Origin of the sequence: Variovorax brevis (assembly GCF_030317105.1) — a bacterium.
Classification (GTDB): domain Bacteria; phylum Pseudomonadota; class Gammaproteobacteria; order Burkholderiales; family Burkholderiaceae_C; genus Variovorax; species Variovorax brevis.
In genome coordinates this window covers 44,396-59,024 of the sequence record NZ_JASZYG010000022.1, presented here as the reverse complement: position 1 = coordinate 59,024, position 14,629 = coordinate 44,396, and the positions used below count along the sequence as shown (strand labels likewise).

At 64.3% G+C, this 14,629-nt stretch carries 14 protein-coding genes and 3 pseudogenes; 11 read left to right on the top strand and 6 right to left on the bottom strand.

Translation table 11 applies throughout. From position 1 onward, the window contains the following. Nucleotides 1–164: 164 nt before the first annotated feature. Nucleotides 165–1,604 (top strand): patatin-like phospholipase family protein, encoded by a 1,440-nt coding sequence (locus QTI66_RS34215; protein ID WP_286564831.1) that lies wholly within the window; start codon nt 165–167, stop codon nt 1,602–1,604. Nucleotides 1,605–1,816: 212 nt separating this feature from the next. On the opposite strand, the pseudogene QTI66_RS34210 reads toward QTI66_RS34215, so the two are convergent. After that, nucleotides 1,817–2,311, bottom strand: a pseudogene (locus tag QTI66_RS34210) (transposase); the annotation flags it as partial. Here QTI66_RS34210 and QTI66_RS34205 point away from each other — a divergent pair. Next, nucleotides 2,293–2,904, top strand: a complete 612-nt coding sequence (locus QTI66_RS34205) for a LysR substrate-binding domain-containing protein (protein ID WP_286564830.1) — start codon at nt 2,293–2,295, stop codon at nt 2,902–2,904. The pseudogene QTI66_RS34210 and the gene QTI66_RS34205 sit on opposite strands and share 19 nt — an antisense overlap. 321 nt (nt 2,905–3,225) lie before the next feature. Here the strand turns inward: QTI66_RS34205 and QTI66_RS34200 are convergent. Together QTI66_RS34200 and QTI66_RS34195 are read right to left on the bottom strand one after the other, a co-directional pair. After that, nucleotides 3,226–3,502 (bottom strand): annotated as a pseudogene (locus QTI66_RS34200) (site-specific integrase); the annotation flags it as partial. Between the two features lie 23 nt (nt 3,503–3,525). Next, nucleotides 3,526–4,521 carry an AraC family transcriptional regulator gene (locus QTI66_RS34195; RefSeq protein WP_286564829.1) on the bottom strand — a complete coding sequence of 332 codons (996 nt, stop codon included), beginning with the start codon at nt 4,519–4,521 and terminating at the stop codon, nt 3,526–3,528. Nucleotides 4,522–4,768: 247 nt separating this feature from the next. Between QTI66_RS34195 and QTI66_RS34190 the strand changes: the two genes are divergently transcribed. Together QTI66_RS34190 and QTI66_RS34185 are read left to right on the top strand one after the other, a co-directional pair. Continuing rightward, on the top strand, nt 4,769–5,164 hold the full coding sequence (locus QTI66_RS34190; RefSeq protein ID WP_286564828.1) for a carboxymuconolactone decarboxylase family protein: 396 nt from the start codon (nt 4,769–4,771) through the stop codon (nt 5,162–5,164). Between the two features lie 234 nt (nt 5,165–5,398). Beyond that, nucleotides 5,399–5,965, top strand: a complete 567-nt coding sequence (locus tag QTI66_RS34185) for a GNAT family N-acetyltransferase (RefSeq protein WP_286564827.1) — start codon at nt 5,399–5,401, stop codon at nt 5,963–5,965. A 16-nt stretch (nt 5,966–5,981) separates the two neighbouring features. Here the strand turns inward: QTI66_RS34185 and QTI66_RS34180 are convergent, their stop codons facing one another. Further along, nucleotides 5,982–6,140, bottom strand: coding sequence for a hypothetical protein (locus QTI66_RS34180; protein ID WP_286564826.1), 159 nt, complete (start codon nt 6,138–6,140; stop codon nt 5,982–5,984). 75 nt (nt 6,141–6,215) lie between these two features. Here QTI66_RS34180 and QTI66_RS39740 point away from each other — a divergent pair. Further along, nucleotides 6,216–6,461: pseudogene (locus QTI66_RS39740) on the top strand (GAF domain-containing protein); the annotation flags it as partial. A gap of 89 nt (nt 6,462–6,550) precedes the next feature. On the opposite strand, the gene QTI66_RS34170 reads toward QTI66_RS39740, so the two are convergent. Together QTI66_RS34170 and QTI66_RS34165 are read right to left on the bottom strand one after the other, a co-directional pair. Continuing rightward, a complete protein-coding gene (locus QTI66_RS34170) occupies nt 6,551–7,120 on the bottom strand; it encodes a hypothetical protein (RefSeq protein ID WP_286564824.1) in 570 nt (189 codons plus the stop codon). Between the two features lie 130 nt (nt 7,121–7,250). Then, entirely contained in the window at nt 7,251–8,075 is an 825-nt protein-coding gene (locus QTI66_RS34165) for an SDR family NAD(P)-dependent oxidoreductase (protein ID WP_286564823.1), read from the bottom strand. A 688-nt stretch (nt 8,076–8,763) separates the two neighbouring features. Here QTI66_RS34165 and QTI66_RS34160 point away from each other — a divergent pair. From QTI66_RS34160 to QTI66_RS34135, 6 genes are all read left to right on the top strand, one after another. After that, entirely contained in the window at nt 8,764–9,228 is a 465-nt protein-coding gene (locus tag QTI66_RS34160) for a universal stress protein (RefSeq protein ID WP_286564822.1), read from the top strand. A 380-nt stretch (nt 9,229–9,608) separates the two neighbouring features. Then, nucleotides 9,609–10,664, top strand: coding sequence for a beta-keto acid cleavage family enzyme (locus tag QTI66_RS34155; RefSeq protein WP_286564821.1), 1,056 nt, complete (start codon nt 9,609–9,611; stop codon nt 10,662–10,664). Nucleotides 10,665–10,696: 32 nt separating this feature from the next. Then, complete coding sequence (locus tag QTI66_RS34150) at nt 10,697–11,692, top strand: tripartite tricarboxylate transporter substrate binding protein (RefSeq protein WP_286564820.1); 996 nt, start codon at nt 10,697–10,699, stop codon at nt 11,690–11,692. A 296-nt stretch (nt 11,693–11,988) separates the two neighbouring features. Beyond that, nucleotides 11,989–13,311 carry an MFS transporter gene (locus QTI66_RS34145; protein WP_286564819.1) on the top strand — a complete coding sequence of 441 codons (1,323 nt, stop codon included), beginning with the start codon at nt 11,989–11,991 and terminating at the stop codon, nt 13,309–13,311. A gap of 49 nt (nt 13,312–13,360) precedes the next feature. Continuing rightward, the gene (locus QTI66_RS34140) at nt 13,361–14,395 is read left to right on the top strand and encodes a YeiH family protein (protein ID WP_286564818.1); all 1,035 of its coding nucleotides are present in this window, start codon (nt 13,361–13,363) and stop codon (nt 14,393–14,395) included. After that, on the top strand, nt 14,392–14,607 hold the full coding sequence (locus tag QTI66_RS34135) for a DUF1289 domain-containing protein (RefSeq protein ID WP_286564817.1): 216 nt from the start codon (nt 14,392–14,394) through the stop codon (nt 14,605–14,607). Before QTI66_RS34140 ends, QTI66_RS34135 begins: the two co-directional genes overlap by 4 nt. The last annotated feature ends 22 nt before the right edge of the window (nt 14,608–14,629 follow it).

Sequence of the window (14,629 nt, the reverse complement as noted above, 5' to 3'; positions counted from 1 at the left end):
CTGCAGCGTCCGCTTTGTTTGGTCGGTCAGGCGGCAATCCCGTGTCCAGCGCGCAAACCTGGAAGCTTTCGCTTCACGTGAAGCAGCACCCGTCCCTTGGGCAGTCCGCGCCAGGATCACGCGCAAAGTGCCCTCCGCACCCAATTCAATTCACGTGAGGATCTATGTGCTTTTTGCGTGTCCTGCCGCTGATGCTCTTGGGTTTGCTCGGCGCCTGCGCCAGCCGACCCGTCAACCCGCCCGTCACCCAGACCGATCCGCATGCGGGGTATCGCCTGGAGACGCGCCAGGTGGAGATGAAGAAGAAGGACAACCTGGTCATCCTGGCGTTTTCTGGGGGCGGCACTCGCGCTGCCGCTTTCTCGTACGGCGCGCTGGAGTTCCTGCGGCGTACCGAGATCGAGGGAGCCGGCGGCAAGCGAGTACGCCTGCTCGACGAGGTCGACGTCATTACTGGGGTGTCGGGCGGCAGCTTCACAGCTCTGGCCTACGGCCTCTATGGTGAGCGCCTGTTCTCCGAATACGAGCAACGTTTTCTGAAGCGCGATGTCCAGGGCGAACTCATCGCCCGCTTCCTGAGTCCATCCAATTGGGGAAATCTGTGGTGGACCGGCTGGGGTCGCTCCGAGCTCGCCGCCGAACTCTATGACGAGATCTTGTTCAACCGTGCAACCTATGGCGATCTCCTACGCGGTAAGGGCCCGCTGATCCTGGCATCCGCCACCGACATCTCGACCGGCTCGCGCTTCGTGTTCAACCAGGGCATCTTTGACGTCATTTGCTCGGACCTCGATGCCATGCCGTTGTCTCGCGCCGCAGCGGCCTCGTCGGCCGTGCCGGTCGTGCTCTCGCCCGTCACGATCAAGAACTACGGCGGCACCTGCAACGCGACCACGCCCGAATGGGCGAAGCCGTTCCTCGACAAAGACAATCCTCCGCGCCCAGCAGCACGGGCCATACGCTCGCTCAAGTCCGGGTTGGCCTTTGGCGACAGTGCACGCCGGCCCTATCTCCACCTCGTCGACGGCGGCGTTTCAGACAACGTGGGCATGCGTGCCGTGCTCGATTCACTGCAAGTCCTCGAATCGCTGCAAAGCGCCGGCGTGCCGACGGCGCTTGACGGCACGCGCCGGATCGTGGTGTTCGTCGTCAACTCGCTGTCGTCCCCGCCCACCAACTGGGACGAGTCGAAATCCCCACCTGGCACCGCAAACATCCTGCTCAAGTCCGCCGGGGCGCCTATCGATGCGTTTTCCTACGAGACGGTCGAGTTGTTGCGAGACACTTCGGCGCGTTGGGCCACCCTGCGACGCATCCGCCAATCTACGGCCTTTGCCGCAAACAAGGACCCTGACGTGGACGCTGCGCTGCGGGTGCCCGAGGCCGAGATCTATGCGATCGATGTGTCATTCCCTGCGCTGAAGGACAAGGCGGAATTCGACTACCTGAACCAGCAGCCAACCGCCTTCGTTCTGCCGCCAGAAGCCGTCGATCGTCTCCGGGCCGCGGCGGGAACGATCATTCTTGAATCACCCGAGTTCACTCGGCTCCTGATGGATGTCGGCGCGCGCGTCGTCCCGTCACAGAATGGGTCGTCGCGCTGAACGGTAAAGGCGAGAGGCAGCTTTCAGGCATGGCAGCGCAAGATATGGAATACCGCAACGGGCCGAGGCTGTGGAGAAACGTGCAACGCATCGAGATCGAAGGCTCCCTTGGCTGCCGGCCGAGCGCCTCCTCCAGTTCTACGAGAAATCTGAAGTTGCCATTCGAAGGCAGTCTTGCGCGTTCTGTGCGCACGCGAGTAGCGCCATGGCGCTCACGCCGCTGCCAGACGCATCGCCTTCATCGTTCTGGCAATACCCAGCACGCTCATTTCGCGCTTGAGGTTGTAAGCCAGCACATGCAGGCTCATCTCGGTGCCGACGTGCTCCATGGTCTTCATCAAGAAGTGCGTGGAACCCATCCAGTGCTTCAGGTTCCGAAACACGTGCTCAATCGTGGATCTTCGAAGCGTCATGGCGTCGAGCTTTCGATCCAGTCGTTGCTGCACGCGCTCGAGCACCGTCTCATGCTCCCCGCGGCGGATACGTCTGTAGCTGCTCGGAGTGCACTGGGCCTTCATCGCGCATCGCGGGCATGCGCTGACCCAGTAGAGATGCGCATTGAGATCGCTCTGCTTTTCATATGTCCTGAATCTGAATATTGCCCGCTCGCCGGCTGGGCATTGGTACTCGTCGTCCTTGGCGATATAGATGAAGTCTGCTTTGTCGAAGCGACCCTCAGCTTTGACATTTGACGTCGTCGACGGCGGCGCCGTTTCTGCTGCCGCCGGCCGCGCGCCAACTGCTCGCGGGAGCGCCAGAGGTCAATATCCAGACCATTGTCGGCCTCAGCGATATGCTTCAGCCCATGCTGCGTTCGGGTGGGCTCGACATGACGATCGAAACCGAGAGCGAAGCAGCAGCGAAAATCACCTCGCAGTTCCTGGCGGAAGACCCCATCGTTGTTGCAGCCAGCTCCAGGCACGACGTGTTCAAGGGAGCCCCCATGTTGAAGGATCTGTGTGCTTACCGATGGGTGCTGCAACCACCCGGCGCACCGACGCGAGACTGGCTTGACCAGACCTTCGAGCGGCGGAATCTGCCACGGCCCCGAGTCCAGATCGAAAGTTCCATGCTCTTGATGTTGCCTGCGCTGATCGCCGAGACGGGCCTGCTCAGTTTCATTTCCCGGCACCACTTGCAGGCCGGTCAACTGGGGTCAGGGCTGAAGGAGGTAGAGGTCAAGGGCACAACCATGCGGCGGCGCATGGTCGTGTCGTACAGAGAGAGAGCAGCTATCTTTCGCCTGCGAGCCTTGTCGCGCTTCTCGCCGCAACTGCACGGGCAAGCTGAGCAAGGGTGAAGAATGGAAGGACTGGAAGGCCAGTCGCGGACGAGCGTTGGCGCGTCGACGCATGGGCTACCAGCGTGCCAAGCAAGGGCACTTCTTTTTTGGATGTCGCCACGGCTCATCAGAAAGGAGTCAAGGCCCATCGAGGGACTGCTGCCGGCCACTTTGCTGCCGTTCCCGGACATACCACCTCGGGCGGCTGTTGGCAACGTGAATCTGGGGCCGCGCCAGACAACTGCCATTTGATTCTTTGCCGCAGGCCCCGGCTGAAAAAGGGGGCCCCCCAATCGCCGGTACTTGGCGTCGAACGGCCTGCCCCCTCTCGCGCTTGGCTCAAATCTCAGTCTGCTCGGAGATCTTCCAGGGCGTCATCCACTTCGATCCCTGAATACCGCACGGTCGATCCGGGTTTGACGAGTCCAAGTAGCAACTGAACCGCTTGCAAGTTCTTTGAGCGCCGATAGATCAACCTGGCCTTCGTTCGCCTCATCGAGTGCGTGCCGTGGTCCGAGCGATCAAGGCCAAGTTTCTCGACCCAGCCCTCCAGGATTCGAGCGGACGGCCACCGGTGCGGCGAGTCATGCATACGGCTCGGGAACTGAAAATTCTTCGGGAAGCCAGCCTGTCACCACACTAAGTGCCTGCGCGGCGTTTCCGCCCGGCAAGTTCCCCGAACTGCAGCTTGTACCAGCGCGAGAAAGCACTCAGCGCCGAAAAGCCCAGCAGATCGGCCACCTGCGACAGCGGACGCGAGCCGTCCTCGATGTAATGGGCGGCCATCTCGCGGCGGATCGTGTTCAGGACCTCGGTGAATGTGGTGCCCTCGCGCAGCAGGCGCCGGTGCACCGTGCGACGGTCAACGCCAAGTTGCTTCGCCACCTCGTCGATCGAACATTGCCCCGAAGTCAGCAACACGAGCAGGATGCTGCGCACGCTGTCTACGGTGTTCATGCGGCCCGCCCCGGCGCTCGCATCCAGAACCTGCCGTGCATAGCGCGCCATCACCGGATCGGCCATCGGGTTGGGCGCGTCCATGTCGCTCGTCTTGCAGACGAGGCCGTTGAAGTCCTGTCCAAAGGCCACGTCGTAACCGAACATGCGGATGTGAACAGCCGGATCGCGCGGCGGTGAATGCACGAAGCACACCCGCAGCGGGTTCCATGCCGGCCCCAGGAAGAACTTGAGGCTGCGGAACGTCACGCCGACCAGCAACTCCGTCGCCTGTCGCGATGGACCCCCAAGCCCGACGAGCTGCTCACGGATCACGGTGATGCCTTCACCCTCTTCCACTTTCATGAAAAGCGCTTCGTTAAGCAGGCGGCTGTAGCGCGCAAAGGCTCGCACCACGCGCCGCACCGTGGGCTCTTCGCGCACCACCAGGGCGACGGCGCCGAGGTTCGACAACAGCCGTGTCTCGGCCATGCGCAATCCGAAGTTGTCCACTCCGCTGGCCGCCGCCGAGGCTTCCAGCAGGCGTCCCACCGCATCGCCCGGTATCCGCAGGTCGGGATCGTGCAGGCAGGCCGGATTGAGGCCCACATCGGCCAGCAGCGCGAGCGGATCGAGACCCGCCGCGCGCGCCAGGTCGGCGTAGTGGGTCAGGCTGGCACTGCGAACAAAATTCGACATGGGGCTGGCTGGCGTTGTCCCCAAGGGTAAAGACATGTCTCGTCAGGTCAATCGGCAAATGTCCGCCCCTCGCCTCCAACGGCCAGGCCTTCGGCATTCGCCACCCTTCCAGGGCAACAAGGGCGTCCCTGCAGGTTAAGTAACTGTCCCGTCAGGTCAATCCATTTGGCCTGTCGCCCGAAACAATGAGTGTTTGAAAAAGATGCGTGATGGGCACGCGCAGCAACTCTCCAGGAGACAAGACACCATGCAACAGCAACACAACACCCTCTCATCCACTCCAATTTGCGACCGCATGCGCGCGAGTGGCAACTGGAACCCCGATTGGGAGTCCTTTGCCACGCTCGATGCGGCATGGACCGAGAAATTCATGGCCATGGGCGTCGCGCCGATGGTGTCGGGCGTACTCGAGGCGAAGACCGTTGAATTCCTCGCGATCGCCGTCGACGCCTCGTGCACGCATATGTACGGGCCGGGCGTACGCCGCCACATACGCAAGGCGCTCGACCTGGGCGCCACGCCGGCAGAAATCAACGCGGTGCTGCAGTGCGTGAGCGTGCTGGGCATCCACACGATGAGCTTGGGCGCGCCGATCCTTCTTGAGGAAATGGCCGCGCACGCGCAGCGCAACGGCGCCGGCTGAACGCGACGACGCGTCAGGAAAATTGCTGAAGATTCTTCAAGGGGATTGTTCAATGGCAATCCTTCGACCCGCCTCGTGCGGGTCCTTTTTTCGGCAGGGCGCGTCAAGAGCATCCATTGCAACACGCGCTCAGCCAATAGTTGTCCATTGCAGCGCGCGAGGCCGCCCTGTACGCTTCAAGCACATTCCGCCGTGGCGGCGAAGACGCATTGCCCATTTCGCAGGAGATCAACCTTGAGCGAGCACACCAAGAGCAAACCGGCATCTGCACCTCGAGACGCCGGCGAAACCAGGTCCGTCACCTTGCGCGATGGCCGTGCGGTGAACCTGCGAGCGGTCTCCCCGGCCGACGAAGGTGAACTGTTGCAAGCCTTCGAGCGCTTGAGCGAAGACGCCCGGTACATGCGCTTCATGCACGCCGTCCGAAATCCCGACATCGAACGTGTGCGCAGCGCGCTCGCCACATTTCCCTCGGGCGGCATCGGGCTGGTGGCGACCGTCCCGGCAGACGACGGCATCGACATCGTCGGCAGCGCCATCGCTGTCTTCGCAAGCGACCGGGCCAGCTGCGAGTTCGCGATCACGGTCGCATCGGCATACGGCGGCGCCGGACTTGCGACCGCGCTCATGAACGAGCTGATCGACGAAGCAAGGCGCCGCAAAATGCGGGAGATGGAAGGCTTCGTGCTGTCGCAGAACCAGCCGATGCTTCGCCTTGCAAGGCGCCTGGGATTCAGCGTCGACTTCGAGCCTGGCGATCCTTCGGTTCGCATCTGCCGGCTGGCCTTGGTCAAGCCATAGGCTGGCACATGGCCCTTCATCCCATGCGCTCCTCAGCCATCATCGCCAGGCCCGCACGACCAAATGCCGTGCACACACGCCCCAGGAGCTCGCCGCTCTTGAGCACCTGATGGCGCAGGTGTCGACGGATCTCATCAACCTCTCCCCCGCGCGCGTCGGCGACGCGATCGAGCATGGATCCGCATCATCGCCATCGACCGCAGCACCGTGTCCAGAATGTGGCCGGAGACAGGGCAGCTCGAGGTCATGAATGCCGTCGCACGCGAAGGCATCGAAGCGTCTCCCAGGAGCTTTTCGGCGCGAGCGCAGCTGCCCCACGGTGTTGGCCGGCGTCCCCTTGGTGTTTTCGCGGCTCGACGACTTGCCGCCGGAGGCCGGCGTCGATCGCGCCACGTTCGAGCAATTCGGCCAGAAGTCGTTGGCCGCGATTCCCATGATGGTCGCCGGCGAGGTCCACGGCGTACTGGGCTTCGGCTGCACCCGGCAGGAGCGCGCGTGGCCCGACGAACTGCTCGATGGCATGTGCAGGCTTGCAGACATCGTTGCGAACGCCCTGGCGCGCAAGCGGGCGCAGGAGGAACTCGGTCACTCGGATTCGAGCGCCTGGCCACGCGCATCCCGGCCTCCTTGTTGCTGGCCGAGACGCAGGACGAAGCCGATGCCGTCGAGCGGGGTCTTCGTGACATGCGCTCTTTTCTCAACGTGGAACGGGTGACGCTGTGGGAGCGACTTCCTGACCGGTCCGAATTCCGAAAGGCCATGCGATGGATCGCATCCGGGGTGCCGGCCCCCATGGAGCAATTCAGTGTCATCGAAGCTCCCTGGATCAGCGCCCGGCTGGTTGCCAATCAGATCGTGCGCCTCGCGCGGCTGGACGAGTTGCCGACCAGTGCCCAAGGCCGCCCCGAAAGCGACTCGCAAGGCGGCGGCCCGCAAGGCCGCCTGACCAGGGCCAGTGATCTGCTGCAACGTGAAGCCGATCCGGTTGCGCGTCGATCGGATGTCGCGATCCCGCACACCCGAATCCGCTTCACGAGCAGTTCGGAGTCCCCCCTTCCGGGTTGTGTATTGCCGAACGAAGGACCCCGTCAAGGACAAGCCAAAGCGGTTCGGGCCTTTCGCGCGGATAGGCGAAAGAGCGTTCTTTTCCACCATCGGTGCCGCCGTCGGCGGCTACCTCGCGACCCACCCGGCGGAGGGTGTGACTGGGAGGATGAGGGGATTGCCGGCACCCCGACAAGCCGCCGCGAAGCGACTCGCCACCACCACAGTGCGTGCGCGGCCGTCAGAGGATCATTCCGCCGTTCGGGCTGATCGTCTGCCCCACCAGGTAGTGATCATCGGATGCGAGGTATACCGCCAGCGAGGCGTACTCATGTGGCTTGCCGAGGCGTCCGAGCGGGATCAGTTGGTGCAGGCTGTTTCGCGCTTCCTCGGGGGCGTTCGCGAGGTAATCTTCCATCGGCGGCGTCAAGATGCCGCCGGCAGCAATGGCATTGACGAAGATGTTGCCCCCAGCGACTTCTACCGCCACCGAACGCGTGAAGGCAAGCACCGCGCCCTTGGTGGCGCAGTACGCCGGGTGGAATGCACTGAAGCCGCCGATGCCGGCCACCGAGGCGATGTTGATGATCTTGCCGGACCTGCGGGGCTCCATGATGCGCAGCGCCTCGCGGGTGCAATAGAACACGCCATGCACGTTGACACCCCAGTACTTGTGCCACTCCTCGTCGGTGAAATCCTTGGTCACGCCCAGCGATTCCTTGGCGACGGGGGTCGTGGTCATCCGGTAGAACTTCGAGCGCATCTCCTCGTTGCGCTCGCCGGTCTGCACCAGTGCGGCGTTGTTGACCAGGATGTCGAGCGCGCCGAAGGTCGCGACGATCTCCTTGAAGAGATCGGCAACGCTCGCGACCGACGAGACATCGCACTGCACGCCCAGGCAACGAACGCCCGTCGCCTCGATCTCGGCCTGCGCGCCGGGCAGCGTCTTCGCATTGATGTCGCAGATGACGATGTTCGCACCTTCCCCGGCCATGGCCAGGGCAATGGACTTGCCCAAGCCCTGCGCGCCGCCGGTGATCAGTGCAACCTTGTTCTTGAGCTTCATGCTTCAGTCTCCTCTTGAGATGAATGACCAGGCGACGCCGGGTGACCTCTTCGCCACGAACCAGCCTCGGTGCGCGCACGCATGGTGCCATGTCCGCCTCGATTCCCGAGCACACCGCCGACCGCCAAATGTCTGCGGTCCTGCCGACCGCTCATCGTGCGTTGCGTCATGCCTCCATGGTGCGCTCGATGTCCGTCTGCACCTTCTGCGGTGTGCACCCATCGACCACGCAGGTGGCAAGAGTGCCGATGGGAATCGCCCCTTGCGCCCATGTGGCGATCAGTCCAACATCCTGAGACGCGCCGCGGCATCCGCTGATGCAGCCGGCACAAGCCGGGCGCTGCACAAGGGGAGACACGAAGTGCTTGCGTTTCTTTGAGCCATATCGCATCGTGCGGGTCGCGTCCTGCAAAGTCCACTGGAGGCCCCGTGACCTTTGCGCAGTGTTGTCTCATGCTGGTCCCTTCGATGGATTGCATGACTGCGGTCGCCGCTACCCCGAACCCGGGCGTGCCCTGTGAATCCCGCAGTCTCGCCTTCAATGACAAGGGTGCGGCCTGGTCACACCAGCCGCTATCGGGGAGCCGGTGAGGATGAAGCACCTGGACCGGGCCATGTCGCAGGTGTTGCCGGGGTCTCATGGGCGCAGCCTGACATTGATCTTTTTCACTCGAGATTGAGGGCCGCCATGTACCAACGCATTCTTGTCCCCCTGGACGGCAGCGAAACCTCGCTGGAAGGCCTAGATGAAGCCGTTCGCCTGGCCTTGATGTCCGGTTCGAAGCTGCGGCTTGTCCATGTCATCAACCATTTCAAGAGCACGCCGCGGCTCGGATCCCACGCTTCCTACGCGGGACTGGTACCGGGCATGAAGGAAGCGGGCGAAGAGCTTTTGCGGCAAGGCCGCGAGCGCGCAGAACTCGGCGGCGTCAAGGCGGAATCGATTCTCCTCACATCGCTGATCAAGTCATTGGCTGAATTGATCGCGCAGGAGGCGATGGCGTGGAATGCCGATCTCATCGTGATCGGAACGCACGGCCGCCGCGGCATCGAGCGACTGCTGTGGGGCAGCGATGCGGAGCAGGTCCGACGCATGGCGCCTGTGTCGGTGCTGCTTGTCAAAGCGAGTCGAAGTAGCACCGATGGCGAGTGAACGCGTTCGATGAGACTTGCGCGCTGGCGCTGAATCGCCGCCGCCAAGCCGCGCTGATGACTCGACCCTGATCTCCCGGCGCCCCTTGACCCCTGCCCAGCGGCACTGACGCCGGATAGCGCCTCCGCTGACCTTGAAGGCCTGCGCCCGACCGCAAGGCCCGGCGTTCATTGGACCCGAATGCCGGTTTAGCGCGCCTCCGGGGTGCGTCCAGTGGCGTCCCCGCAAGTCAAATATCTGTCCCTCCAGGTCAATCGACCAGACCCCTTGCCTGGAACAATCAAGTCTTCCCAACAGATGCGGCCCTCAGCCCCGCAGCGCACCGGACAACACAACGGGCGGATCGGCTGAACCAACTGAACTTTATCTGGAGACAAAACATGCATTTCCTCGACGACTCCCTCCTTCCCGAAAACCAGCAAAAGCTCGTGATCCAGGTCGCCCCCTACGGCCCGCAATGGGCTGCTGGCGATTCCGACGACATCCCCGTCTCGATGGACCAGCAAGTCCAGAAGGCCGTCGACTGCTGGAACGCCGGCGCCACCGTGCTGCACGTGCACGTTCGCGAAGACGACGGCAAGGGCAGCAAGCGCCTGTCCAAGTTCAACGAGATGCTGGCGCGCCTTCGCGAAGCCGTGCCGCAGATGATCCTGCAAGTGGGCGGCTCGATCTCCTTTGCCCCCGAGAGCGAAGGCCAGGCCGCCAAGTGGATGACCGACGACACGCGCCACATGCTCGCCGAGCTCAGCCCGCGCCCCGACCAGGTCACGGTGGCCATCAACACCCAGCAGATGAACGTGATGGAGCTGATGACCGCAGCCGACGTGGAAGGCACCTCGCTGGCCAACCCGGCGGTGCAGGCGGCGTATCGCGACATGATCGTGCCCTCCAATCCCTCGTGGCACGAGGAGCACATCCGCCGCCTGGTGGCCAACGGCATCCAGCCGCACTTCATGCTGGGCAACATGACGGGGCTGGAGAGCCTGCTGCGCATGGTGCGCCGTGGCGTCTACCGCGGTCCGCTCAACATCAATTACGTGGCGATCGGCGGCGGCTCGGCCGGCCTGCATCCGGCCGACATGATGGAGTTCGCACGCCGCACGCCCGACGGCGCCGTGCTCACCCTGGAGACGCTCAACCGCCACATCTACCCCATGAACACGATGGCCATCGCGCTGGGCATGCACGTGCGCGTGGGCATCGAGGACACGCTGTTCGGCCCCAATGCCGAGCGCATGACCTCAGTGCAGCAGATCGAGATGGTGGTGCGCCAGGCGCGCGAGTTGCGCCGTGAGGTGGCCACGGGTGCCGAAGCACGCAGCATCTTCGGCATCGGTCAGTCCTGGGGCGATACCGACGAGACGTTGGCGCGCCTGGGCATGCCGCCCAATCGCGCACCGGGCCAACGCGGCGTGCCCGTTCGCCTCGCGGCTTGATCCCCAGTTCATTCAACCACAAGGAGACAAACATGACACTGATGAATCGCTTCGGCCGCGCACTGCGCCATGGCTCGCTGCTGGCCGGCGCCGCGCTGGCGCTCACCGCAACCTCTTGCTGGGCACAGGCCTTTCCACAAAAGCCCGTGCGGCTGCTCGTCACCGCGCCGGCCGGCGGCACCTCCGACATGGTGGCGCGCATGGTCGCCGAGGGACTCTCGCCGCTTCTCGGCCAACCGGTGATCGTCGAGAACAAGCCCGGCGCGCTGGGCGGCATCGCGATGCAGGACATGCTGTCCTCGCCGCATGACGGTCACACGCTGGTCGTCGCGCCGAACGCGCTGGTCAGCGAAGTGCCGCACACGCTCAAGCCGAAGTACGACCCCTTCAAGGACATCCTGCCCCTGGCCGAACTGTCGCGCAGCGGCCTCGTGCTGGTGAGCAACCCCTCGCTGCCGGCCAAGAACCTGAACGAACTCATCACCTACGTGAAGGCCAATCCCGGCAAGATCAGCTATGCGTCGTACAGCGCGGGCACGCTGTCGCATGTCATGGGCCTGCAGATGACCAAGGTCGCAGGTATCGAAATGACCCATGTCGGCTACAAGGGCTCGCCACCCGCGCTGGTCGATGTGATGGGTGGCCACGTGCCGCTGATGTTCGATGGCGTGGCCACCTCGCTGCCGATGATCAAGAGCGGCAAGATCAAGGCCTATGCGGTCAGCACGCCCAGGCGCCTGGGCGTGCTGCCGGACGTACCCACCTTCACCGAGCTCGGCTTCCCGCAGCTCGAAGGAACGGGTTGGATTGGCCTCTTCGCCGCAGCGGACGTGCCCGCGCTGGTGCAGGAGAAACTGCATGAGGCCACGCTCAAGGTCTTGCAGCAACCGAACCTGCGCGAACGCTTCAAGGAACTCGGCCAGGAGGTCGGCCAGCCCCTGACTTCCAGCGAGCTGTCCGCCAGCCTGCACAAGGATTCCGTGCGCGTGGGCGATGTGCTGCGCTCGGTCAACTACAAGCCGGAATAAGCCACAGGCCCGGGTCAGCCGCAGGCGCATCGGCTGAACACCCCACGCCTTCTTTCGCGACGCCGCCTGCGGCGGCGCGGCGCCAACCAACAGTTGGCAGCGTGAAAGAAGCGGGCTGGGGGCGCTGCGGTCGCGCCCCGCCCACACCCCTTGCCGAGCGAACCGCATGTCCCGACAGGGCAAATCGGTGTCCCCCTGCGTCAATCAAACGATGCCCTGCGCGCGGACACTTCTTATTGAGTGAAGACCCCGTGCCTTGAAGCACACCGCCCATACAACACATCGAGACAAACGCCATGAACTCCGCCCTGCCGGCCTCTGCGGCCGACTCCTTGACCGCCGCGCCCGCGCGACTGCCGCGCATCTACCCCTGGGTCGTCCTTGCGCTCACTTTCGGCCTGATGCTGTCCGACTACCTGTCGCGGCAGGTCATCGGCGCCGTTATGCCCGCGCTCAAAGCCGACTGGGGCCTGCCGGATTCGCAACTCGCGATGCTGGTGAGCGTGGTCTCGCTCGTCGTCGGCGTGCTGGCCGTGCCGATCTCGCTGGTTGCCGACCGGTGGGGTCGCGTCAAGAGCATCACGCTGATGGCTTTCGTGTGGTGCCTGGCAACGATTGCTTGCGGCCTGGCCCAAAGCCACGGACAACTGCTGTGGGCACGGGCCTTCGTGGGTCTGGGCGAGGCGGCCTACGGCGCCGCCGGGGCCGCGCTGCTGGCGCACGTGTTCCCTGCCCGGCAACGCGCTGCCGTGCTGGGCGCCTTCCTTTCTGCAAGCCTGTTCGGTTCGGTGCTCGGTGTGGTCCTCGGGTCGGCGGTCGTGGCCCAGTCCGGCTGGCGTATGGCCTTCTTCGTGGTAGGTGCGCCCGGCCTGCTGCTGGCGTTGATCTATCCGTTTGTCGTGCGCGACTACAAGACGGTGGCGTTGGGTGCCGCAGACGCCGGCAAAGGCGCGCCGAAGCGGCTGCGTTTCGCACAGGTCGCACGCGAAGTGTTTGGCGCACGCTCGGGCAACCTCACCTACCTGGCCAGTGGCCTTCAGATGGCGATCCCGGCCATGCTCATCGCGTGGCTGCCGACCTACTTCGGCCGCTATCACGACATGGATGTGAAGAAGGCCGGGCTGATGGCCGGCGCAGCGGTCCTGGCCTCGGGCATCGGCATGGTCTTCGGCGGCAGCCTGGCCGACCGGCTGAGCCACCACCACCCGCAGCGCCGCGCCCTCGTTCCCGCCGCCTACTCGGTGCTGAGCGCTGTGATCCTGATCACCGCCTTCGCGCTGCCCGCCGGACCGCTGGGGCTGGGCCTCATCTTCCTGGGCGCCCTGTTCGCCGCTGCGCACGGCGGCTGTTCGAGCGCCATCATTTGCGATGTCACCCATCCCGGCGTGCGTGCCACGGTCGCGGCAACGACTGTCCTGGGCAACAACCTGATCGGCCTCGCGCCGGGCCCCCTGATCGTGGGCCTGTTGTCGGACGCTGTCGGCCTGCAGCTCGCCATGACGCTCACGTCCGCGATCGCGCTGGCAGCGGCGGTCCTCTTCGTCCTGGTCTCGCGCAACTACGAAACCGATGTGGCACTGGCGCGCTTTCGGGCCCGAGGCGCGCAGGACGCCGCGTGATCACGCCGGGCATACACCCTTCAACACAACCTTGGCGCGAGTACTCACCATGAACCCCTCCCTGACACTGGCCAGCTGGCGCCAGCCCGCCCGCACCAACTTCCACGGAATCCTGGTGTCGGTGGTGGTGGCGGTGGCCGCCATTTCCCTGGCCGGGCACTACCACGTCCCGGCAATGCTCTTCGCCTTGCTGCTGGGCATGGCGCTGAACTTCCTGTCGACCGAAGGCCGCTGCGTCCCGGGCATCGGGTTCTCGTCAAGCACGCTGCTTCGGACCGGCGTGGCGCTGCTGGGCGTGCGCATCACGCTGGGGCAGATCACGGCCCTGGGCGCCATGCCGATCACGCTGGTGGTGCTGTCAGTGGTGCTGACGATCGGCTTCGGCATCGCCGTGGCGCGTCTGATGGGCTATCGAAGCCGATTTGGTGTGCTCACGGGCGGGGCCGTGGGCATCTGCGGTGCTTCCGCGGCCATGGCGATCGCTGCGGTCATCCCCGTGGGGGCCGACGAAAAGCTCAAGGAGCGCGCCACCATCTTCACGGTCATCGGCGTCAGCACGCTCTCGACCCTGGTGATGGTGCTCTACCCAATGTTCACCACATTGCTCGGCCTGGGCAGCGAACATGCGGGCGTCTTCCTCGGCGGCACAATCCACGACGTCGCACAAGTGGTCGGCGCCGGCTACGGCATGTCGAAAGAAACCGGCGACGTGGCCACCATCGTCAAGCTGCTGCGCGTTTCGATGCTGCTGCCGGTGATCCTGCTCATCACGTTGGCCTACCGCAAGGACCACGCAGCGACCGGCGCGACGGGACCCAAGCCGCCCCTGCTGCCCTGGTTCGTCGTCGCCTTTGCGGTGATCGTCGCCATCAACAGCATCGGCCTGATTCCCCCGGTGGTGCAGCAGGCCTTGCAGACGCTGTCGACCTGGTTGCTGGTGGTCTCGATGGCGGCCATCGGCATGAAGTCGCATCTGAAGGACTTTGCCAAGGTGGGCCTCAAGCCGATCGTGCTGATGGTGAGCGAGACCGCCTTCCTGGCCATCCTGGTGGCCGCAGCCCTCCTGCTGGCGAGAAGCGCATGAACCCCGGGAAACCCATCGCCGATCCCTGCGTGAACATCTGCCGCATGGATCTGGACGGCAAGTTCTGCCAGGGCTGCAAGAGAACCTCGCTGGAGATCGGCGCCTGGCCATGGATGACCGAGCAGCAAAAGGCCGACGTGGCCGCCCTGATCGAGCAGCGCATGAACGCCATGTTCACGCCTGCACGCAACGCGACGCCGTCGGCTTCATGACACCGGCAATTGCATCGCACCC

Bases quoted from the DNA above. Each gene is read 5' to 3' on its own strand.
- QTI66_RS34215 (WP_286564831.1), top strand. From the start codon at position 165: ATGTGCTTTTTGCGTGTCCTGCCGCTGATGCTCTTGGGTTTGCTCGGC.
- QTI66_RS34195 (WP_286564829.1), bottom strand. From the start codon at position 4,521: ATGTCGAATTTTGTTCGCAGTGCCAGCCTGACCCACTACGCCGACCTG.
- QTI66_RS34190 (WP_286564828.1), top strand. From the start codon at position 4,769: ATGCAACAGCAACACAACACCCTCTCATCCACTCCAATTTGCGACCGC.
- QTI66_RS34180 (WP_286564826.1), bottom strand. From the start codon at position 6,140: ATGCTCGATCGCGTCGCCGACGCGCGCGGGGGAGAGGTTGATGAGATC.
- QTI66_RS34170 (WP_286564824.1), bottom strand. From the start codon at position 7,120: ATGGTGGAAAAGAACGCTCTTTCGCCTATCCGCGCGAAAGGCCCGAAC.
- QTI66_RS34165 (WP_286564823.1), bottom strand. From the start codon at position 8,075: ATGAAGCTCAAGAACAAGGTTGCACTGATCACCGGCGGCGCGCAGGGC.
- QTI66_RS34160 (WP_286564822.1), top strand. From the start codon at position 8,764: ATGTACCAACGCATTCTTGTCCCCCTGGACGGCAGCGAAACCTCGCTG.
- QTI66_RS34155 (WP_286564821.1), top strand. From the start codon at position 9,609: ATGCATTTCCTCGACGACTCCCTCCTTCCCGAAAACCAGCAAAAGCTC.
- QTI66_RS34150 (WP_286564820.1), top strand. From the start codon at position 10,697: ATGACACTGATGAATCGCTTCGGCCGCGCACTGCGCCATGGCTCGCTG.
- QTI66_RS34145 (WP_286564819.1), top strand. From the start codon at position 11,989: ATGAACTCCGCCCTGCCGGCCTCTGCGGCCGACTCCTTGACCGCCGCG.
- QTI66_RS34140 (WP_286564818.1), top strand. From the start codon at position 13,361: ATGAACCCCTCCCTGACACTGGCCAGCTGGCGCCAGCCCGCCCGCACC.
- QTI66_RS34135 (WP_286564817.1), top strand. From the start codon at position 14,392: ATGAACCCCGGGAAACCCATCGCCGATCCCTGCGTGAACATCTGCCGC.